We start from the raw sequence: 20,459 nt of genomic DNA, 5'->3' as shown, positions 1-20,459 counted from the left end.
AGCCGCGCGCACCGCCATCGGCGAAACGCGCGGCCGATGCGGTTCTAGGCTTGCAGGATCTCGGCGAGGACCGTTCCGGCGGTGGCGCATTCCTCCGCCGACACGTCGAGGTGGGTCGTGAGACGCACCGTCTTGGCGCCGAACGCCATGATGAGGATCCCCCGCTCGCGCGCCTTCGCGACGATGTCGGCCGCCATCGCCCCGCCCGTCAGGTGGAAGATCACGATGTTGGTGTCGACCGGGGCGAGGCGGATGCCTTGGATGTTGCCGATGCGGGCGGCGATCGCCTTGGCGTTCGCATGGTCGTCCGCGATGCGGTCCATGTTGTGCTCGAGCGCATAGGTGCCGGCGGCGGCGAGGATACCCACCTGGCGCATCGCTCCGCCGAAGCGGCGGCGCACGCGGCGGGCCTTCTCCATCAGCGCCGCGCTGCCCGCGAGCACGCTGCCAGACGGGCAGCCGAGCCCCTTGGAGAGCGCGACGCTCACGATGTCGAACCCGGCCGCGAGGCGGTCGAGCGGGAGGCCCGTCGCCGCCGCGACGTTGAAGAGGCGCGCGCCGTCGAGAAAGGTCGCAAGGTCCAGTTCGGCCGCCGCCGCGAGGATGCCGTCGACCGTCTCCTGCGGCACGACGATGCCGCCCGCCCGGTTGTGCGTGTTCTCCACGACCACCAGCGTCGTCGGCGGGAAGACGAGGTGGCCGCGCGGATGGACCGCGGCGCGCACCGCATCGCCGTCGAAGATCCCGCCATCGCCGATGGTGCGGAACTGGACGCCGGAATTCGCCGCCGCCGCGCCCGTCTCGTGCCAGACGATGTGGGCCTCGTCGGCGAGGAGGACGTCGTCGCCGGGGCGGGCGAGGACGTTCAGCGCGACCTGGTTGCCCATCGTCCCGCTCGCGACGAAGAGCGCCGCTTCCTTGCCGAGGAGGGCGGCGATGCGCGCCTCGAGCGCGTTGACGCTCGGGTCCTCGCCGAACTGGTCGTCCCCGACGGGGGCCTCGGCCATGGCGGCGCGCATCGCGGCGCTCGGGCGGGTGACGGTATCGGACCTCAGATCGATCACGCGAAGAACTCCAGGGCTGTGCGTGGCAGGCGCCCTCTCTTGAGCCGAGTCGCGAGGGGCGCGCGAAGCGAATGACACTGACGCCGCGACCGCAAGAGCGCGGCGGGCAGAGGCGAGGCGCAAGGCTGCGTCATTTCGACGGCGCGCGCCAGCAACCTGCGCGGGGCCAATTGCTCAGATCCAATTCGTGATGACCGCACCGGCCGCGCCGATTTCGCGTGTCCGACGCCGCCGTGCGCGGTCTCCGTGCCTCTTTCCCATCGGCCCGAAACCGCCCGCATCGCGCGGCCAACGCGAAAACTCCGTGCGGGAAAGCAGAAGGCGCTTGATGCGCGTGCGCGCAAATGTGTACAAACGTATGCAAAGGAGCACTGATACGAGCTCAGTGCTCGAATAATGGTGATGGGGAGGTCCATGCGGATCATCACGCAACTGCCGAACGGCGATCTTCGGAAAGCGCAGGAGATGGGTAAGCTCGCCGAGCGGTGCGGCTTCGACAGCGGCGTGTGCCTGGAGAACGCCCACAACCCGTACATCCCGCTCGCCGCCACCGCGCTCGAGACGAGCGAGATCCAGCTCGGGACCGCCGTCGCGATGGCCTTCCCCCGCGCGCCGACGATCACCGCCCACGCCGCGTGGGACGTGCACGCCGCCTCGGGCGGGCGCTTCTATCTGGGCCTCGGTGCGCAGGTGAAGTCGCACAATGTGCGCCGCTACGGTCTCGAATGGACCCCGCCCGCGCCGCGCATCCGCGACTATGTGGGCGCGCTGCGCGCGATCTGGACGTGCTGGGAGAAGGGTGTCCCGCTCGACTATCAGAGCGAGACCTACACGCTGAACCTCATGACGCCGAACTTCTCGCCGGAGCCGAACGGGCTGCCGCCGATTCCGATCTCGCTCGCGACGGTCGGCCCGGCGATGCTCGGCGTCGCCGGCGAGTGCTGCGACGGGGTGCGGCTCCATCCGTTCTCGACGCGCAAATATCTCCAGAACGTGTCGATCAAGAACATCGAGAAGGGGCTGGAGCGGGGCGGGCGCGATCGCAAGCATCTGGAGGTCGTCGCCGGCGGCTTCATCGCGACGGGCCGCAACGAGGAAGCGGTCGCGAAGATGAAGGAATATGTGCGCTTCCGCATCGCCTTCTACTGCTCCACCAAGGCCTATTGGGACGTCCTGCGCGAGCACGATCTTCTGGAGCTCGGCGAGAAGCTGAACCCGTTCCCGCGCGAGAATCGCTGGGACGAGATGGCCGCACAGATCCCCGAAGACCTCATCGACCTCTTCGCCGTCGTCGCCGATTACAACGAGCTGCCGGCCAAGCTCGAGGAGCGCTATGGCGGCCTCGCCGACACGGTGTCCTTCCAGTTCGCCGACGACGACGATCCGGACGAGTTGAAGGATCTGACGGACCGCATCCACGCGATCCCGTGCCAGTTCGAGAGCTACGCGCCGACTTGGAACTGAACCGATGGCTGGATTGAGCGATCGAGGCGAGGCGCTCGCCGGGCTGCGGGTGCTGGAGATCGGGAACGTGCCGGCCGCGGGCTATTGCGGCCGCGTCTTCGCCGATTTCGGCGCCGATGTCCTGCGCGCCGAGCCGCCGGGTGGCAGTGGGCTGCGCGCCCGCGCGCCACGCATCGATGTCGGCGGGGGCGAGGAGGGCGCCTGGTCGCTCGTCCTCAATGCGAACAAGCGCGCCGTGACGGTGGAGGCAGGCGACACGGACACCCTCGTGCGCCTCGCCGCCGAGGCGGACATCGCGATCGTCGGCCACACCGACACGGGAACGTCCCCGTCCGGCCTCATCGACGCGCTGCGCGAAACGAACCCGGACCTCATCGTCCTCGTCCTCACATGGTTCGGCGAGGACGGGCCCTATGCGGGCTACAAGGCGACCGAGATCACCTGCCGCGCGCTTGCGGGGATGGTCTATCTCGTCGGCCCGGCCGAGGGGCCGCCGACCCCGATCCCGGACTATCAGTCGGACGTGGTCGCCGGCCTCAACGCCTTCGCCGTCGGCGCGGCGGCCCTGCACGCGCGCCGCGATCTTGGCGGACGGCGGATCTCGCTCGCCGTCCTCGACTGCGCGATCAGCCTTGCCGAGTACAATGTCGCGCTCGACTGGTCGGCCGGACGGCGCGACCACCGCTGGGGCAAGAACCGCTTCTGGCCGAACTACCCGCTCGGCATCTACCGCTGCAAGGAAGGGTGGATCGGCGTCACCGTCGTCACCTTCATGCAGTGGGTGACCTTCTGCGAACTGACCGGGATGGACGATCTCGCCCACCACCCGGACTACGCGATCAACCGCCAGCGCATCGCCCGCTCGGACGAACTGGAGGCCCGCTTCGCCCCGGTCTTCCTGACGAAGACGGCGCAGGAATGGTTCGAGATCGGCCTCGAAGCGCGGATGCCCATCGTGGTCGTTCCCGACATGGAAGAACTTCTGAAAACGGAGGAATTCCGCCGCCGGGGCGCCTTCCGCACGACGGCGCGGGGCGACGCGCGTTTCGCGCTCCCCGTCACCCTTCTCGGCCTCGAAGACTGCCCGCCGCGCGTGGAAAACCATGTCGAGGCGCCGGGTTGTTCGCCGCCGCAATGGCCGCATCCGCGCGGGGCGGACGATCTCAGCACACCGGCCGCCGGCCGAACATCCTCCCTCGACGGTCTCCTCGTCGTCGACCTCTCGATGGGATGGGCGGGGCCGCACGCCTCGCGCCTTCTCGGCGATCTCGGGGCCGACATCGTCAAGGTGGAGGCGTGCGGCTATCCGGACTGGTGGCGCGGCGTCGACAACAGGCCGATCGTCATGGAGCAGCGCCTTTACGAGAAGAGCGGCTATTTCAACGTGATGAACCGCAACAAGCGGGGCATCACGCTGGACCTCACGACGGCTGAGGGCGTCGCGCTCACGAAGGCGCTGGTCGCGAAGGCGGACATCGTCATCGAGAATTATTCGGCCTCGGTCCTGCCGAAGCTCGGCCTCGACTATGCCGCCCTCACCAAGGTGCGGCCGGACCTCATCATGGTCTCGATGCCGGCCTTCCCGGCGGACGGGCCGTGGCGGGAGGTGCGCGCCTACGGCTCCACGCTGGAGCAGGCGGCGGGGCTCCCGCGCGTCGCGGGCGCGGACGGCGCGCCGCCGCAGGGGAGCCATATCGCCTATGGCGACCCGATCGGCGGGATCACGGCCGCCGCGGCGCTGATGCTCGCGCTTCTTCATCGCAACCGGACGGGGCGGGGCCAGAAGATCGACCTCAGCCAGGTGGAATGCTCGCTCGCGATGGTCGCGCCGTGGATCGCGGAGCAGTCCGCGACCGGCCGCACCACGCCGAGGATGGGCAAGGGCCATCCGGCCTTCGTGCCCTATGGCAGCTTTCCCTGCCGGGGAGAGGATGCCTGGGTCACCCTCGCCGTCGAGACCGAGGCCGAATGGAAAGGCCTCTGCACGACGATCGGCGCGGCGGACCTTGGCGCGGACGCCAGCCTCACGACGCTTTCGGGACGCCGCCCGCGCGAGGTGGAGATCGACGCGGCCATCGCCGCATGGACCGCGGGCCGCACGCCCGAGGAGGCGATGGCGGGGCTCCAGGCCGTCGGCGTCCCGGCCGGCATCGCGCACCGACCCGTCGATCTCCTCAAGGATCCGCATCTTTGCGCGCGCGGCTTCTGGCAGGAGATGGCGCGCGAGTGGAGCGGGCCACAGCCCTACCCCTCGCCGACCTTCCGCGAGGGGAGCGGCCCGCTCCCGATCCGCCGCGCCGCGCCGACGCTCGGCCAGCACAACGAGGAGGTCCTGGAAGGGATCCTCGGCCTCTCCGCCGCCGAGCTCGCCGCGCTCGAGGACGCCGGCATCATCGGCAAGGAGGCGGTGCCGCCGCATCTGCGCAAGTCTCGGGCGGCGGGGAGCGGGGTCGCGCCCCGTCCGAAGGAAGAAGCGGCCGCAAGGAGGCGCGCATGAGCAACCCGCCCACCGTCGCGATCCTCGGCGGCACCGGAAGCCTCGGCGGCGGGCTCGCCGCGCGCTTCTCGGCCGCCGGATGCCCGCTCATCGTCGGCTCGCGCGAGGCCGGGAAGGCCCGCCTCGCCATCGAGGAGGCGGGCTGGAATGCCGAGCCCGCCACCAACGAGGAGGCCGCCGCGCGGGGCGATGTCGTGATCCTCACCGTGCCGTTCGCCCAGCAGGCCGACCTCTTGCGCGCGATCGCGCCGCGCCTCGGCGACAAGCTCGTCATCGACACGTCCGTCCCGCTGGTGCCGCCCAAGGTGGCGGTGGTGCAGCTTCCACCGGCGGGCTCCGCCGCGCTGACGGCGCGCGAGGCGCTCGGCGGGGCCGGTCGTCTCGTCACCGCCTTCCACAACGTCTCCGCCGCCAAGCTGCGCAACGGCCAGCCGATCGGCGCGGACGTGCTCGTCTTCGGCGCGGTCGATGACCGGGAGGAGGCGGTCGCGCTCATCGACAGGATCGGCGTGCGCGCCGTCCATGGTGGGCCGCTGGAGAACGCCGTCGCGGCGGAGGCGATGACCTCCGTGCTGATCGCGATCAACCGGCGCTACAAGGTCGCCGACGGCGCGGGCGTCAGGGTCACGGGCCTTGCCGACGGCGAGGGCGGGTGAGGCGATGGCCGGCGGCTTTTCGGTCCATGTGCTGCGCGACATCCCGCTCGTCGCGACGGGCGACGATCTCGCCGCCATCGCCATGGCGGCGATGGAAGCGACGGGCCTTTCCTTCGAGGACGGGGACATCCTCGTCCTTTGCCACAAGATCGTCTCGAAGGCCGAGGGGCGGGGGCGGCGGCTCGCGTCCGTCCGCCCCGGCGAGGTGGCGCAAGACCTCGCGCGCGTGACGGGGAAGGACCCGGCGCTCTGCGAGCTCGTCCTCTCCGAGAGCCGGTCGGTGCTGCGCCAGCGGCCGGGCGTCGTCATTGCGCGCAACCGGCTCGGCCATGTCGTCGCGAACGCGGCGGTCGACCAGTCGAACACAGGCGAGGACGGGCTCGTCCTCCTCCTCCCCGAAGACCCCGACGCCTCGGCCATGAGGCTGCGCGCCAAGCTGGAGGCCGCCACGGGGCGCCGTCTCGGCATCCTCGTCACCGACAGTTTCGGCCGCGCCTGGCGGATCGGCACCCTCGGCACCGCGATCGGCCAGTCGGGCCCGCCCGCCTTCCTCGACCAGCGCGGCGGGGTCGACCTTTGCGGCCGCACGATGCAGTCGACGATGCCCGCGATCGCCGACGCGCTGGCCGCCGCCGCCGTGCTCGCGCTGGGCGAGGCGGACGAGGGGACGCCGATGGCCCTCATCCGCGGCTTCGCGTGGCGGCCGTCGCCGCAACGCGCGGCCGACGCGATCCGCCCAGAGGCCGAGGACATGTTCCTGTGAGCGGGGGACGCGTCATCGTCCTGTGCGGCGGCGTCGGCGGGGCGCGGATGGCCGGCGGGCTCGCCGCCGCGCTCGGCCCCGGCCGGCTGACCGCGATCGTCAATGTCGGCGACGACTTCACCCATGTCGGCCTCAGGATCTCGCCGGATCTCGACACCGTCCTCTACACGCTCTCGAACCTCGAGGATCCCGCGAAGGGGTGGGGGCGGCGGGACGAGACGTGGTCGTTCATGGCGGCGCTCGCCGCGGCGGGCGGCCCGGCCTGGTTCCAGCTCGGCGACAAGGATCTCGCGACCCACGTCCTGCGCACCGAGGCGCTGGCGCGGGGGGAGCGTCTCACCGCCATCACCGCCCGCCTCGCCGAGGCGCTCGGCGCGGGCGCGCGGCTCCTCCCCGCGACCGACGATCCCCTCGCGACGCTCTGCGAGACCGACGAGGGGCCGATGCCCTTCCAGGATTATTTCGTCCGCCGCCGGTGCGAGCCCGCGCTCCGGGCCCTGTCCTTCGCCGGCGCGGACGCGGCGCGGCTGAGCCCGGAGGTGGAGGCCGCGCTCGCGGACCCGGACCTTGCGGCGCTCGTGATCGCCCCGTCGAACCCGTACCTCTCGCTCGACCCGATCCTCGCTATTCCCGGCATGCGCGCGGCGATCGAGGGGCTGAAATGCCCCCGGATCGCGGTCTCCCCGATCATCGGCAACAAGGCGGTGAAGGGGCCGCTCGCGAAGATCATGGCCGAGCGCGGGCTTGGCGTGACGGCCGAGACCGTCGCGCGCCACTATGAGGGCCTCGTCGATGTCTTCCTCGCCGATCCGGCCGATGCGGGGTTCAGCGTGCCGGGGATCGCCGTCCATGCCTGCGACGTGATGATGGCCGACCGCGCCGGCCGCGCCCGCCTCGCGCGGGAGGCGCTGGCGGCGGTGATGGTGGCGTCATGAGATATGCCGCGCTCGTCCCGGTGAAGTCGCTCGACCGGTGCAAGTCGCGCCTCTCGCCGACCCTCACCCCCGCCCAGCGCGCGGACCTGCAGCTCGCGATGCTGCGGAGCGTGCTCGCCGCCCTCGCCGGAGCGGAGCGTGTCGCGGCCATCGCGATCATCACGCGCGACCGGCGGGTCGACGCGCTCGCCCGCGAATGCGGCGCGATGGTTCTCGCGGAGCCCGAGCGGGGTGGGCTCAACGCCGCCGTCCGCGCCGGGTGCCGCCAGCTCGCGGCGGCCGGGCACGAGGCGCTCTTCGTGCTCCCGGCGGACCTGCCTTTCCTCGACGCCGCGGTGTGCGAGGCCTTCCTCGCCGCCGCCGATGCCGCCGGTGGCGCCGCGATCGCGCCCGACATCCACGGCACCGGCACCAACGCCATGGCCTTCCCGGCGCGGGCGATCCCCCGCTTCTGCTACGGGCCGGGGAGCTATCTCCTCCACCGCGTCGGCCTTCCGGGCGCGGCGTGCGTGGAGCGGATCGAGCTGTCCCTCGACGTCGACACGCCCGACGACCTCACGCGCGCCGCCCTGACCCCGCCGCGCCCCGCAACCGAGCCCGCATTGCCATGACAGACTGGACCCGCCCGTCGGACGCCGAAGCGCTCGCGCTCGCCGCGCGCACCGACACCGCAGCGCTCTGCGATGAGGCCGCGCGGCTGCGCGATGCCGGCTTCGGCAACATCGTCACCGTCTCGCGCAAGGTGTTCATCCCGCTCACCATGCTGTGCCGGGACGTGTGCCACTACTGCACCTTCGCGAAGGCCCCGAAGGCGCTCGCATCGCCCTACCTCTCGGAAGAGGCGGTGATGGAGATCGCCCGCGCCGGGGCCGCCGCCGGGTGCGACGAGGCCCTCTTCACCCTCGGCGACAAGCCGGAGCTGCGCTACCGCGCCGCCCGTGACGCGCTCGCCGCGATGGGGCACGCGACGACCGCCCACTATCTCACCCGCGTCGCGCGGCGCGTGATGGAGGAGACCGGCCTTCTGCCGCACATCAATGCGGGCGTGATGGAGGAGGCCGAGATCCGCGCGCTTCGCGAGGTGTCGGCCTCGCAGGGGATCATGCTGGAAAGCGCGTCCGACCGCCTCTGCGCCCCCGGTGCCGCCCACCACGGCTCGCCAGACAAGGTGCCGGCCGCGCGGCTCGCCGCAATCGAGGCGGCGGGGCGGGCGAGGGTGCCCTTCACCTCCGGCATCCTCATCGGCATCGGCGAGACGCGGCGCGAGCGCGTGGAGGCGCTCCTCGCGCTGCGCGATCTTCACGACCGGCACGGCCACATCCAGGAGCTGATCGTCCAGAATTTCCGCGCCAAGCCCGGCACGCGGATGGCGCATCATCCCGAGCCCGACCTCGACGACCACCGCTGGACCATCGCGGTGGCGCGGCTGATCTTCGGCCCCGCGATGTCGATCCAGGCCCCGCCGAACCTCCGGCCGGAGGCCATCGACGCGCTCATCGGCGCGGGGCTCAACGACTGGGGCGGGGTCTCGCCCGTCACTGTCGACCACGTGAACCCCGAGGCGCCCTGGCCCGCCCTCAAGGCGCTGTCGGACGAGACGGCGGCGGCCGGCAAGGCACTCGCCCCCCGCCTCGCGGTCTATCCCGGCCACGCGACGGCCGAGTGGCTGGCGCCGGCCGTGCGCGCGGCCGTGCTGCGGCGGGCGGACGGGGCGGGCTTGGCGCATGAAGGGCCGTGGCGGGTCGGCGAGACGCGCGACATGAGCGGCTTTCCAGCGCCCGCGATCGGGGCCTCCGGCGCGCTCGTCCGCGCGATCGATGCGGGCGTCCGGGGACGGGGGATCGATGCGGACGGCCTCGTCGCCCTCTTCGAGGCGCGGGGCGGGGCAGCGGACGATGTGTGCCGCGCCGCCGATGCGCTGCGCCGCGAGGTCGCCGGCGACACGGTCACCTATGTCGTCACGCGCAACATCAACTACACCAACGTCTGCTCCTATTCGTGCCGCTTCTGCGCCTTCTCGAAGGGGAGCCGGGACCGGGACCTGCGCGGCGCGCCATACGATCTCACGATGGGCGAGATCATCCGCCGGGCCGAGGAAGCCGCGGCGCGCGGGGCGACCGAGGTCTGCATGCAGGGCGGCATCCACCCGGACTATTCGGGCAAGACCTATCTCTCCATCTGCCGCGCGGTGAAGCAGGCGGTCCCCGGCCTCCACATCCACGCCTTCTCGCCGCTGGAGGTCGCGCAAGGGGCGGCGAGCCTCGACATGCCCGTCGCCGCCTTCCTTGCGGCGCTGAAGGAGGCGGGGCTCGGCACGCTCCCCGGCACGGCGGCGGAGATCCTGGAGGACCGCGTGCGCGAGACGCTCTGTCCCGGAAAGCTCGGCACCGACGGGTGGCTCGACGTGATCCGGACCGCGCACCGCACCGGGCTCTCCACGACCGCGACGATCATGTTCGGCCACATCGAGACCTATGCGGACTGGGCGGCCCACCTCAACCGCATCCGCGCGCTGCAGGAGGAGACGGGCGGCTTCACCGAGTTCGTCCCCCTCCCGTTCGTGCACATGGAGGCGCCGCTCTACCGGCGCGGCCAGGCGCGGCAGGGGCCGAGCCTGCGCGAGGCGGTGCTGATGCACGCCGTCGCGCGCCTCGCCCTTCACGGCGCGATCGGCAACATCCAGACGTCCTGGGTGAAGATGGGGCCGGACGGGGTGCAGCGGGCGCTCGCGGCGGGCGTCAACGATCTCGGCGGCACCTTGATGAACGAGTCGATCAGCCGCGCCGCCGGCACCGCGCACGGCCAGGAGTACCCGCCGGAGCGGATGGAGGCGATGATCCGCGCCGCCGGCCGCACCCCGCGCCAGCGCACGACCACCTACGGCACGCCGCCCTCCGCGCAGGTCGCCCGCTCCTTCGGCGCGCCCCCGCTCGGCGCGACCGTCAGCGATCCGGCGATGAAGACGGCGCGGATCGGGAGCCGCCGCGCGATGGCGCGGATCCTCGTCCCCGGCGAATGAAGTCAGCGGGGTCCGTGGCGGCTGCGCGCCGCCACGGGGCGCGTGATCAGCGGCAGACCAGCACCTGACGCACGCTCTCGCCGTCGGCGAGGGCGTCGAAGGCGGCGTTGATGCCGTCGAATGTCACGTCGTGCGAGCGCAGGCGCGCGGCGGGGAGGGAGCCGTCGCGGTACATCTCCACGATCTTCGGAATGTCCCGCTCCGGCACCGCCGAGCCCATGTAGCTCCCTTTGATTGTGCGCTCGTCGCCCACCATCGCCGCCGCGTCGATCGCGAACACCTTGCCGGACGGGGCGAGGCCGACGCACACGAGCGTGCTGCCGCGCCGGCCGAGCGCGTAGGCGGTCTCCATCGCCCGGATCGAGCCGGCCATCTCGAAGACGGTGTCGACCCCGCCGCCGGTGAGGTCCTTCACCTTGGCGAGGATGTCCGGATCGTCGGCGCGGAAGGCGTGCGTCGCGCCGAACTCCTTCGCAAGGTCGAGCTTGGCGGGGTTGAGGTCGACGGCGATCAGCACGTCCGGCGCTTCGCGCACGGCGCCGAGGAGGCCCGCGAGCCCGACGCCCCCGAGCCCCACCACCGCGACAGACGTGCCCGCGAGACGTGGCACGGTGTTGAGCACCGCGCCGACCCCGGTGATGACGGCGCACCCGAAGATAGCCGCGTCCTGCAACGGCACGTCCTTCGGGATCGCGATGATGGAGGTCTCGGCCACCACCGCATATTCGGCGAAGGCGGAGATGCCGGAATAATGGTTGATCGGCTTGCCGTTCAGCGAGATGCGCCGCGCGCCGGAGGTGAGCGTTCCCTCCGCGCGGCTCTTCCAGGAGGAGGTGCACAGGTTCGGCCGGCCCGAGCGGCACTCCCGGCACGTCCCGCAGCTCGACACGAACAGCATCACGACGTGGTCGCCGACGGAAAAGCGCGTGACGCCGGGGCCGGTCTCGCGCACCACCCCGGCGGCCTCGTGGCCGACGACGGCCGGCATCGCGCGCGGCCGGTTGCCGGCGATGGCGGAGAGGTCGGAGTGGCACAGGCCCGCCCCCGCGATCTCGACGAGGACTTCGCCGGGGCCGGGGCCTTCGAGGTCGACCCGCTCGATCTTGAGCGGTTGGCTCTGCGCGAACGGGCGCGGCAGGCCCTGCTCGTACATGATGGCGGCGGTCATCTTCATCGCGTGCGCTCCGTCAGGGATTGAGGGTGATGAGCCGCTCTTCGCTCATCTCGGCCATGGCGTAGGCCGGGCCTTCGCGCCCGAACCCGCTGTCCTTGACGCCGCCGAAGGGCATCCCGTCCGACCGGGCGGACGAAGCCTCGCCGATATGCACCCCGCCGAAGCGCATCTTGCGCGCGGCCGAGAGGGCGCGGGAGAGATCGCCGCAGAAGAGACCGGCGGCGAGGCCGTAGGGGGTCGCGTTGGCGCGCGCGACGGCGGTGTCGAGCGTGTCGAAGGGGACGAGGCTGATCACCGGGCCGAAGACCTCCTCGGTGAGGACGCGCGCCGACGAGTCGACATCGTGGAGGAGGGACGGGGCGAGGAGCGCGCCATCGCGCGCGCCGTTGCGCACCGCCTTCGCCCCGCCATTCACCGCCTCGCCGATCCAGTTCTCCACCCGCTCCGCATCCGTGAGGCTGATGAGGGGGCCCATCGTGGTTGCGGCCTCGCGCGGGTCGCCGGGGACGATCGCGTCGATCCTGGCGAGGATGCGGTCCGTCATCTCGTCCATGATGGCGCGCTCGATGTGCATCACCTGGACGGAGGTGCAGACCTGGCCGGCCTTGCGGAAGCCGGCGGCGACGGATTTCGCGGCCGCCTTGTCGAGGTCGGCGTCGGCCGCGACGATCACCGAGGCGATCGAGCCGAGCTCCATCTGCGTGCGCCTGAGACCGGCATTCGCCTGGATGTGCCGGCCGACCGCCGTGCTGCCGGTGAAGGCGAAATAGTCGATCCCCGGCTGGGCGAGGAGCGCGTTGCCGACGACCGATCCCGGCCCCTGGACGAGCGCGAGGAGGCGCGGCGGCCATCCGGCCTCGAGGAGGAGGTCGACGAGGAGGGAGGCCGTGAGGGGCGTCGCGATCGCCGGCTTCAGCACCACCGCGTTTCCCGCACCGAAGGCCGGGGCGACCTTGTGGAGGACGGTGTTCAGCGGCGAATTGAAGGGGGTGATCGCGCACACGACACCGAGAGGGGCGCGCACGGTGAAGCCGATCCGGTTCTCCTGGCCGCGCACGGCCCCGAAGGGGATCAGCTCGCCATTGATGCGCCGCGTCTCCTCGGCCGAGAGGCGCAGCGTCGCGACCGCGCGTGTGACCTCGGCCGCGGCCTCGGCCTGGGAGAAGCCCGCCTCGGCGAGGAGGAGGGGGACGAAGCGGGGCCGCGCCGCCTCCACGAGGTCGGCCGCGCGCGCCAGGATGTCGGCGCGGTCGGCGGCGTCCGGCTCGCCTTCGGCGATGGCGTCGGCAAGCGAGGCGACGATCGCCGCGATCTCGTCCGACGAGGTCTCGACGATCTCGCCGATCGGCTGGCGCGTGAACTTGTCGAGCACTTCATGGCGCCGCCCCTCCGTGAGGCGGCGTCCGTCCCAGAGGGCGCCGGGGGCGATGGTGTCGGTGAGGGTGCTCATGTCAGCGCCCCGTCCAGACGGGGGCGCGCTTCTCGGCGAAGGCGCGCGGGCCCTCCAGCCGGTCGGCGCTGTCATAAAGGGCGCGCACGGCGGGCAGGTTCTTCTGGCCGGCATAGAGTGTCTCGAAATCGGTGCCCTCGACCGAGCGGCGCAGGAGATCCTTCGCGGCGCGCAGGGCGAGGGGGGAGCCCTTCAGGATCTCGTGCGCGAGATCCGTCGCGGCCTTCAAGAGTTCGTCGCGCGGCACGATCCGGGAGACGAGCCCGTGGCGGAGCGCCTCCTCCGCGCCCATGCGGCGTGCGGTCAGCGCCATCTCGTTCGCGACATTGCGCGGGAGGACGTGCGGAAGGCGGATGAGGCCGCCGGCCGCGGCGGCGAGCCCGACGCGCGGCTCGGGGAGGCCGAAGGCGGCCGTCTCGCTCGCGAGGATGATGTCGCAGGCGAGCGCGATCTCGAACCCGCCGCCGAGCGCGAGGCCGTTGACCGCCGCGATCACCGGCTTCGTCATCCGCCGCGCGGTGATGCCGCCGAAGCCGGAGACGGGGATCGTCGTGTCGTTCCCCTCGGCCTGATATTTGAGGTCGTTCCCCGCACAGAAGGCGCGTTCGCCCGCGCCCGTCAGGATCGCGATCCACAGATCGTCGTCCGCCTCGAACGCGTCCCAGACGGCTTCCAGCTCGAGATTGGCCGGCCGGTGCAGCGCGTTCATCACGGCCGGCCGGTCGATCGTGACGACGAGGATGTGCCCCACCGTCTCTGTCTGGTGAAAATCGCCCATGCGGATCCTCGGCTTCATTGTTGTGTATTGTTGTATATGGATGTATCCAAACTAGCACAATAACGAAAGAGGGGAGGGCGCGCGTGAGGCACGCCGCGACCATCGCAGGGATTTTCGAGCACGAGACGCGGCTCGCACCGGACAAATCGATCGCCCAGCTCCACGCCGAAGCGGCGCGCGGCGCGCTCGCCGATGCGGGCCTCTCGAAGGGGGATGTGGACGCCTATTTCTGCGCGGGCGACGCGCCCGGCATGGGGCCGTTGTCGCTGATCGACTATATGGGCCTCGACGTGCGCCACATGGATGCGACGGAGGTCGGCGGCTCCTCCTACCTCCTCCATGTCGCGAAGGCCGACCAGGCGATCCGGGCCGAGCGCTGCCGCGTCGCGCTCATCACGCTCGGCGGCAAGCCGCGCTCGTCCGGGATGGCGACGGGCACCGCGCCGCGCACCTACAGCGACGACGCGCCGGACGTCCCGTTCGAGTTCCCCTTCGGCCCGACCACGGTGAACCTCTACGCGATGGTCGCCGCCCGCCACATGCACGAATTCGGCACGACGTCCGAACAGCTCGCCTGGATCAAGGTGGCGGCCTCGCACCACGCCCAGCACAACCCGCACGCCATGCTGAAGAAGGTCGTGAGCGTGGAGGACGTGGTGAACTCGCCGATGATCGCGAGCCCGCTCCACCGCAACGATTGCTGCGTGATCTCGGACGGGGCGGCGGCGATCGTCGTCGTCTCGCCGGAGGTCGCGCGCGATCTCGGCGTCCCGCGCGTCAGCCTCAAGGGCTACGGGATGGCGACGAAGGACCCGGCCGGCGGCAAGGTGGACCTCACCTATTCGGCCGTCGCGAAGGCGGGGCCGCAGGCGTTCGAGATGGCGGGCGTGACCCCGGCCGACATCCGCTACGCCTCGATCTATGACAGCTTCACGATCACCGTCCTCATGCAGCTCGAGGATCTCGGCTTTTGCGCCAAGGGCGAGGGCGGGCGCTTCGTGGCGGACGGCGGGCTGATCTCCGGCCAGGGCCGCCTCGTCTTCAACACCGACGGCGGCGGGCTGTGCAACAACCACCCCGGCAATCGCGGCGGCATCACCAAGGTGATCGAGGCGGTGCGCCAACTCCGCGGCACCGCGCACCCGGCCGTCCAGGTGCCGGATCTCGCGCTCGCGGCCGTCTCCGGCATCGGCGGGCAGCTCGGCAGCCGCCATGCCGGCGGCGCCCTCATTCTGGAGCGGGAAGGCTGACCATGATCATCGCGACACGCACCGGCCCGGCCCCCGCGATCACGCCGGAGACGGAGCCCTATTGGGAGGCCGCGCGCGAGGGGCGCCTGCTCGTGCGCCGCTGCACGTCCTGCGGCGAGGCGCACCACTATCCGCGCAGCCTCTGCCCCTTCTGCTTCGGCGATACAGTTTGGGAGACGTCGGCCGGGACGGGGGAGATTTATTCGTACTCGTATATGGCCAAAGCTGAACAACCATATGTGATTGCGTACGTTCGGCTTGACGATGGCCCGATCCTGATGACAAACATCGTCGATACGGCGGAGGAGGATCTTGCCATCGGCGCAAGAGTGTCGCTGGTGTTCCGCGCGTCACAGGACGGGGTTACGCCGTTGCCGATGTTCAAGGTCTCACCTTAGATCCTGCGGCGCGGCTCATCAGGAGACGAGCGATTCCGCGCGCAAAATCCACCAAGAGCGGCTCCGGCACGAACTCGAGTTCGCTCAGCCTCGCCGCCTACGAGCTGATCCGCGCCCAGATCCAGGACGGCCGCGTCGGCCCCGGGGACCGGGTGATGGAGGACGAGATCGCCCGGCAGCTGAACGCCAGCCGGACGCCGGTGCGCGACGCCATGCGCCGCCTCGAGGCCGAGGGCTTCCTCGTCCACGAGTCGCACCGGGGCATGGTCATCCCGCGTCTCGACCATCAGATGATCATGGAACTCTACGAGATGTGGATCGTCCTCGAGGCGGAGGCGGCACGGCTCGTCGCCCGTCACGCCTCGGACGCGGAGGTCGAGATGCTCGACGAGCTCGTCAAGGCGAGCCGGGTCGAGGTGAAGACCTCCGAGGACATGGCGAACCACAACCGGCGCTTCCACAAGGCGCTCTACAACGCCACGCACAACCGGTACCTCCTGAAGTCGGTCGGGGTGCTGATGGATTCCCTCAACATCCTCAGCCACACCACCTTCACGATCGACGACCGTCTCACCCGCGCGCAGGACGAGCATCAGGCGATCGTGGACGCGATCCGCACCCGCGATGTCGATGCCGCGGCGGCCGCGAGCCGGGCGCACACCGAGGCCTCCTTCCGCGCGCGGCTGAAGCTCCTCGCGCGGATGGAGAGCTGAGCTTCTACTCCGCCACCTCCGCCTGGCCGACCGGCGGTCGTCCGCGCCCGCGCGCGACGATCGCGCCGCGGAAGGCGAGGATGAGGAGGAGCGCGGTGATCGCGAGGAGGGTCGCACTGATCGGGCGGGTGAAGAACTGCATCGGGTCGCCGCGCGCGACCAGCATCGCGCGCCGGAAATTCTCCTCCACCAGCGGGCCGAGAATGTAGCCGAGGAGCACCGGGGCAGCCGGGTAGCCGTAGCGCGTGAGCCCGACCCCGACGATGCCGAAGAAGAGCATCACCCAGACATCGAAGATGTTGGAGTTCACGGCGTAGGCGCCGAGGCACATCAGGATGAGGACGGAGGGCGTCAGCACGCCCATCGGGATGCGCGTCACCCGCACCCAGAGCCCGATGACGGGGATGTTCAGCACCAGGAGCAGAAGGTTGCCGATCCAGAAGGAGGCGATGAGGCCCCAGAAGAGGTCGGGCTGGTTCGCGATGAAGGTCGGCCCCGGCACGATGCCGTGGACGATCATCGCGCCGAGGAGGACCGCCATGACGCTGTCGCCCGGCACGCCGATGCACAGCGTCGGGATGAAGGCGGTCTGCACGGCCGCGTTGTTGGAGGCCTCGGGTGCGGCGATCCCCTCGACCGCGCCGCGGCCGAATTTCTCCGGATGGCGCGAGACGCGCTTCTCCACCGCGTAGGACATGAAGGAGGCGATCGTGCCGCCCGAGCCCGGCATCGCGCCGATCGCGGCGCCGAGGGCGGAGCCGCGCAGGGTCGGCCAGGTGCTGTCGCGGACCTGCTGGCGCGTCGGTATCATCTGGCGCAGACCGATCTTCTCGTTGGTGCCGATCGACTTGCGGCCGAGATTGGACAGGAGCTCGGCGACGCCGAAGAGGCCCATCGACAGGGGAACGAGGCCGATCCCGTCCATCAGGTTGGTGCTGCCGAAGGTGAAGCGCAGCGCGCCGGTGTTCACGTCGGTGCCGATGGAGCCGAGCAGCAGCCCGAACGCCACCATCGCGAGCCCCTTCATGGGCGACCCGATGCTGAGCGTGGACGCGGCGACGAGGCCGAGGAGCATCAGCGCGAAATAGTCGGGCGCGCGGAAGGAGAGGGCGAAATCGGAGAGGGCCGGCGAGATGAGGATCATCAGCACGATGCCGATGCTGCCGCCGACGAAGGACGTGATCGTCGTGATGAAGAGCGCCTGTCCGGCCTTGCCCTGCTGCGCCATCGGGTAGCCGTCGAGGCAGGTGACGACCGAGGCCGGGGATCCGGGAATGTTGAGGAGGATCGAGGCCGTCGAGGAGCCGTATTGCGCCCCGTAGAACACGCCCGCGAGCACGATGAGGCCGATCAGCGGGTCCATGTAGAAGGTCAGCGGCAGGCACATCGAGATCGCGGCGAGGGAGCCGATGCCGGGGAGCACGCCGACGAGGGTGCCGAGCGTCACGCCGATGAAGCAGAAGAGCAGGGCTTCCGGTTGCAGCGCGACGGAGAAGCCGTGGGCGAGGTTGGAAAGGGTGTCCATGGATCAGTACGGGCCGATCAGCGCGATGGGGGTGGACAGGAGGCTCACGAAGAGGAGGTAGCCCGCGAGCGATATGACGGCGAAGGTCGCCGCCGCGCGCACCGGCCGGAAGGGCCGCTCGCCGAGGCCGACGAGGAGCACCGTCGCGAAGGTCGCGGGGAGGAGGCCGAGCGGGCGGGCGAGCGTCGCCCAGGCCGCGATGCCGGCGATCGCGAGGAGGATCGCCCGCAGATCCGGCGCGTCCTCGCGCTTGGGCGCCCACATTGTGGTGACGAGGATCGCTGCGGAGAGGACGCCGAGGAGCGTCGCCGAGGCGAGCGGGGCGGCACCCGGTCCGGGCTTGCGCACGGTCCCCATGTCGTAGTCGAAGGCGTGCCAGCCGAAATAGAGAGCGATCAACAAAAGGCCGCCCGCGATTGCGGCTTCCGCGATATTGACGCGGCGTTCCATGGCGGATCTCCCGGTTGCGGCCCCTGTCACGCGGAGCGGCCCGAGCCGGGATCGCCGGGTCGGGCCGATGTCACGTCGCCTGCCGTCTATTGGGTCGGGATCTTCGCCTCGGTGATCACCTTTTTCCAGACGCCGATCTCCTCTTCGATCTCCTTGCGGAAATCGCTCGGGCTGTCGGCGATGATGAAGAGGCCGGACTTGCCGAGCTGCTCCTTGATCCGCGGATCGCCCATCGCGGCGACGAGCTCGGTGTTCAGGAAGGAGATGATGTCGTCGGGCGTGCCGGCGGGGGCGAAGAAGCCGCCCCAGTGGCCGACCGCGACGTCCTCGAGGCCGGTCTCGATGACGGTCGGCGTCTCGGGCATCAGCGGGGAGCGTTCCTTCGCCGTGACCGCGAGCGCGACGACCTTGTTGTCGGCCAGCAGCTCGGTCGAGGTGAAGGGCGGCTTCAGGAGCACGTCGATCTCGCCGGAGAGGAGGGCGGCGGTCGCCGGGCCCTCTCCGCGATAGGGGACGTGGGTGACCTGGATCCCGCTCTCGGCCCAGAGATATTCGCTCGCGAGGTGGATCATCGTCCCCGTCCCGCCGGAGCCGAAATTCAACTCACCGGGGTGGGCGTCGGTATAGTCCTTCAGCTCGGCGAGCGTCGTGATCTCGAGGTCGGGGCGCACGAGGACGGCGAACGGGCCCCAGGCGGCCTTGGTGATCGGGACGAGATCCTCACGCACATCGTAGCCGTTGTTCGGCTTGTAGGTGATGTCGATCGCGAGGGTGCCGGAATGGAAGAGGAGCGTGTAGCCGTCGGGCGCCGCGTTGATGACCTCCTGCGTTCCGATGACGGTGCCGCCGCCGGTGACGTTGTCGATCGTGACGGGCTGGTTGATGCGCTCGGACAGGACCTGCGATACCGAGCGGGCAATGGAATCCGTCGCGCCGCCGGCCGAGAAGGGCACCACGACGCGGATCGGTTTTTCCGGATAGTCCGCATGCGCCGCCAGAGTGCCGCACATGAGGGCGGCGGCGGCGAGCGATATTTTGCAGGCGTCTCGACGGTTCATGAGTTCCTCCCGGTGTTCGAGGACCGTTCGTCCTTCTCCCGCCATGCCTGGCGGATTCGCCGCTTATTCGCGGATTGCGTATCAACGTATACAACGAGGTACATCGCAATCAAACCCTTTTTCAGGGTACATCCCGTGACCCACCTCAGCGGAAGGGGAACCGCGGAGCAACATTGTTCCGACGCTTGTGCACGCGCGTGAAACGGACAAACGGGTTCGAAGCGCCGCGGGTTGCGCGCTCCGAGCCTCAGCGGAAGGAGGCGGCGCGTCAGGCGAAGACGGGGTTGCGCAGGTAACGCAGGCCCGAATCGACGATCACACTCACCACGGCGTGCCCGGGGCCGAGCGCACGCGCGCGGCGGAGCGCGGCGAAGACGTTCGCGCCGGAGGTGATGCCGCCGAAGATGCCTTCCTCGCGGGCGAGGCGGCGCGTCATGTCGATCGCCTCCTCGTCCCGGACCGCGATCACCTCGTCGATGAGGTCGCGGCGCAGGATCGAGGGGACGAAGGAGAGGCCGATCCCCTCCAGCACATGGCGTCCGCTCGTGTCGCCGCCGGAGATGTTGCGCACGTGGAAGGGCTCCACGGCGACGATGCGGGTCGAAGGATCGCGATCCTTCAGCACCTCCGCGTTGCCGGAGAGGCAGCCGCCCCCGCCGACGGCCGAGACGAATTCATCGATCCGCCCGCATTGGGCGAGGATCTCCTCGCCCATCGTGTGGTAGCCGCGCTTGTTGTCGAGGTTGTTGACCTGGTCGGGCCAGAAGGTGTCCGGCTCGCTGGCGAGGGCCTTCGCGCGCGCGATCATCGCGTCGATCACGGCGGCGGTCAGCGCGCGGTTCGGCGCGGGGACGATCTCCACCGTCGCGCCGAAGGCCCGCATCGTCTGGAGCTTCTCCTCGGCGAACCCGTCGGAGGAGACGAAATGGGCCTTGTAGCCGCGCATCGCGCACACCATCGCGAGCGAGGCTCCGGTGCTGCCGCCCGTATATTCCACGAGGCGGCGGCCAAGGCCGAGCTCGCCGCGCGCCTCTGCGCCCTCCACCATCGCGAGCGCCATCCGGTCCTTCATGCTGCCGGTCGGGTTGGCGCCTTCCCACTTCACGTAGATGTCGGCGCAGGTGGCGTCCGGGATCCGCGCGAGCTTGATCAGCGGGGTGTTGCCGATGGCGGCCATGGGCTTGCATCCCATTCACTTTTAAAGTGCAAGTGACTCACTAGATGAGTAACTTGCGTTTTGCAAGCAAGTGCGGGGCGGCCTCGCG

At 70.5% G+C, this 20,459-nt stretch carries 18 protein-coding genes; 10 read left to right on the top strand and 8 right to left on the bottom strand.

Annotated elements, in window-relative coordinates; all coding sequences use genetic code 11:
- Positions 1–44: 44 nt before the first annotated feature.
- On the bottom strand, positions 45–1,064 hold the full coding sequence (locus DBV35_RS16190; protein ID WP_205648707.1) for a threonine aldolase family protein: 1,020 nt from the start codon (positions 1,062–1,064) through the stop codon (positions 45–47).
- 396 nt (positions 1,065–1,460) lie between these two features.
- Here DBV35_RS16190 and DBV35_RS16185 point away from each other — a divergent pair, with 396 nt between their 5' ends.
- The 7 genes from DBV35_RS16185 to cofH are packed head-to-tail and all read left to right on the top strand — an operon-like array spanning position 1,461 to position 10,398.
- A complete protein-coding gene (locus tag DBV35_RS16185; RefSeq protein WP_108661343.1) occupies positions 1,461–2,528 on the top strand; it encodes a TIGR03617 family F420-dependent LLM class oxidoreductase in 1,068 nt (355 codons plus the stop codon).
- A 4-nt stretch (positions 2,529–2,532) separates the two neighbouring features.
- Positions 2,533–5,025 carry a CaiB/BaiF CoA transferase family protein gene (locus DBV35_RS16180; RefSeq protein WP_108661342.1) on the top strand — a complete coding sequence of 831 codons (2,493 nt, stop codon included), beginning with the start codon at positions 2,533–2,535 and terminating at the stop codon, positions 5,023–5,025.
- A complete protein-coding gene (gene npdG / locus DBV35_RS16175; RefSeq protein ID WP_108661341.1) occupies positions 5,022–5,681 on the top strand; it encodes an NADPH-dependent F420 reductase in 660 nt (219 codons plus the stop codon). The genes DBV35_RS16180 and npdG overlap by 4 nt, the downstream gene beginning before the upstream one ends.
- Positions 5,682–5,685: 4 nt before the next feature.
- Positions 5,686–6,444 carry a coenzyme F420-0:L-glutamate ligase gene (gene cofE / locus DBV35_RS16170; protein WP_108661340.1) on the top strand — a complete coding sequence of 253 codons (759 nt, stop codon included), beginning with the start codon at positions 5,686–5,688 and terminating at the stop codon, positions 6,442–6,444.
- Complete coding sequence (gene cofD, locus DBV35_RS16165; RefSeq protein ID WP_205648705.1) at positions 6,441–7,379, top strand: 2-phospho-L-lactate transferase; 939 nt, start codon at positions 6,441–6,443, stop codon at positions 7,377–7,379. Before cofE ends, cofD begins: the two co-directional genes overlap by 4 nt.
- Positions 7,376–7,990 (top strand): 2-phospho-L-lactate guanylyltransferase, encoded by a 615-nt coding sequence (cofC, locus tag DBV35_RS16160; protein ID WP_108661339.1) that lies wholly within the window; start codon positions 7,376–7,378, stop codon positions 7,988–7,990. Before cofD ends, cofC begins: the two co-directional genes overlap by 4 nt.
- On the top strand, positions 7,987–10,398 hold the full coding sequence (gene cofH / locus DBV35_RS16155; RefSeq protein WP_108661338.1) for a 5-amino-6-(D-ribitylamino)uracil--L-tyrosine 4-hydroxyphenyl transferase CofH: 2,412 nt from the start codon (positions 7,987–7,989) through the stop codon (positions 10,396–10,398). Before cofC ends, cofH begins: the two co-directional genes overlap by 4 nt.
- Positions 10,399–10,444: 46 nt before the next feature.
- Here the strand turns inward: cofH and DBV35_RS16150 are convergent, their stop codons facing one another.
- Genes DBV35_RS16150 through DBV35_RS16140 form a run of 3 tightly spaced genes read right to left on the bottom strand, consistent with a single transcriptional unit; the run spans position 10,445 to position 13,800 of the window.
- Positions 10,445–11,572 (bottom strand): alcohol dehydrogenase catalytic domain-containing protein, encoded by a 1,128-nt coding sequence (locus DBV35_RS16150; RefSeq protein ID WP_108661337.1) that lies wholly within the window; start codon positions 11,570–11,572, stop codon positions 10,445–10,447.
- A gap of 13 nt (positions 11,573–11,585) precedes the next feature.
- A complete protein-coding gene (locus DBV35_RS16145) occupies positions 11,586–13,022 on the bottom strand; it encodes an aldehyde dehydrogenase family protein (protein WP_108661336.1) in 1,437 nt (478 codons plus the stop codon).
- Position 13,023: 1 nt separating this feature from the next.
- Positions 13,024–13,800 carry an enoyl-CoA hydratase-related protein gene (locus DBV35_RS16140; protein ID WP_108661335.1) on the bottom strand — a complete coding sequence of 259 codons (777 nt, stop codon included), beginning with the start codon at positions 13,798–13,800 and terminating at the stop codon, positions 13,024–13,026.
- 83 nt (positions 13,801–13,883) lie between these two features.
- On the opposite strand from DBV35_RS16140, the gene DBV35_RS16135 reads away from it, so the two are divergent.
- Genes DBV35_RS16135 through DBV35_RS16125 form a run of 3 tightly spaced genes read left to right on the top strand, consistent with a single transcriptional unit; the run spans position 13,884 to position 16,161 of the window.
- Entirely contained in the window at positions 13,884–15,050 is a 1,167-nt protein-coding gene (locus DBV35_RS16135) for a thiolase domain-containing protein (protein WP_108661334.1), read from the top strand.
- Positions 15,051–15,052: 2 nt separating this feature from the next.
- Positions 15,053–15,448, top strand: a complete 396-nt coding sequence (locus tag DBV35_RS16130) for a Zn-ribbon domain-containing OB-fold protein (protein WP_108661333.1) — start codon at positions 15,053–15,055, stop codon at positions 15,446–15,448.
- A gap of 17 nt (positions 15,449–15,465) precedes the next feature.
- The gene (locus DBV35_RS16125) at positions 15,466–16,161 is read left to right on the top strand and encodes a GntR family transcriptional regulator (RefSeq protein ID WP_342752386.1); all 696 of its coding nucleotides are present in this window, start codon (positions 15,466–15,468) and stop codon (positions 16,159–16,161) included.
- Between the two features lie 4 nt (positions 16,162–16,165).
- Here the strand turns inward: DBV35_RS16125 and DBV35_RS16120 are convergent, their stop codons facing one another.
- From DBV35_RS16120 to DBV35_RS16105, 4 genes are all read right to left on the bottom strand, one after another.
- A complete protein-coding gene (locus DBV35_RS16120; protein WP_108661331.1) occupies positions 16,166–17,686 on the bottom strand; it encodes a tripartite tricarboxylate transporter permease in 1,521 nt (506 codons plus the stop codon).
- A gap of 3 nt (positions 17,687–17,689) precedes the next feature.
- Complete coding sequence (locus tag DBV35_RS16115; protein WP_108661330.1) at positions 17,690–18,136, bottom strand: tripartite tricarboxylate transporter TctB family protein; 447 nt, start codon at positions 18,134–18,136, stop codon at positions 17,690–17,692.
- A gap of 86 nt (positions 18,137–18,222) precedes the next feature.
- Positions 18,223–19,194 (bottom strand): Bug family tripartite tricarboxylate transporter substrate binding protein, encoded by a 972-nt coding sequence (locus tag DBV35_RS16110; protein WP_157961790.1) that lies wholly within the window; start codon positions 19,192–19,194, stop codon positions 18,223–18,225.
- Positions 19,195–19,462: 268 nt separating this feature from the next.
- Positions 19,463–20,371: a PLP-dependent cysteine synthase family protein gene (locus tag DBV35_RS16105; protein WP_108661328.1), complete on the bottom strand. Its 909-nt coding sequence runs from the start codon at positions 20,369–20,371 to the stop codon at positions 19,463–19,465.
- Between the last annotated feature and the right edge of the window lie 88 nt (positions 20,372–20,459).

This window comes from Acuticoccus kandeliae (genome assembly GCF_003073115.1).
Note: the sequence above shows the minus strand (reverse complement) of the source record. Positions and strands in the feature narration are given on the sequence as shown.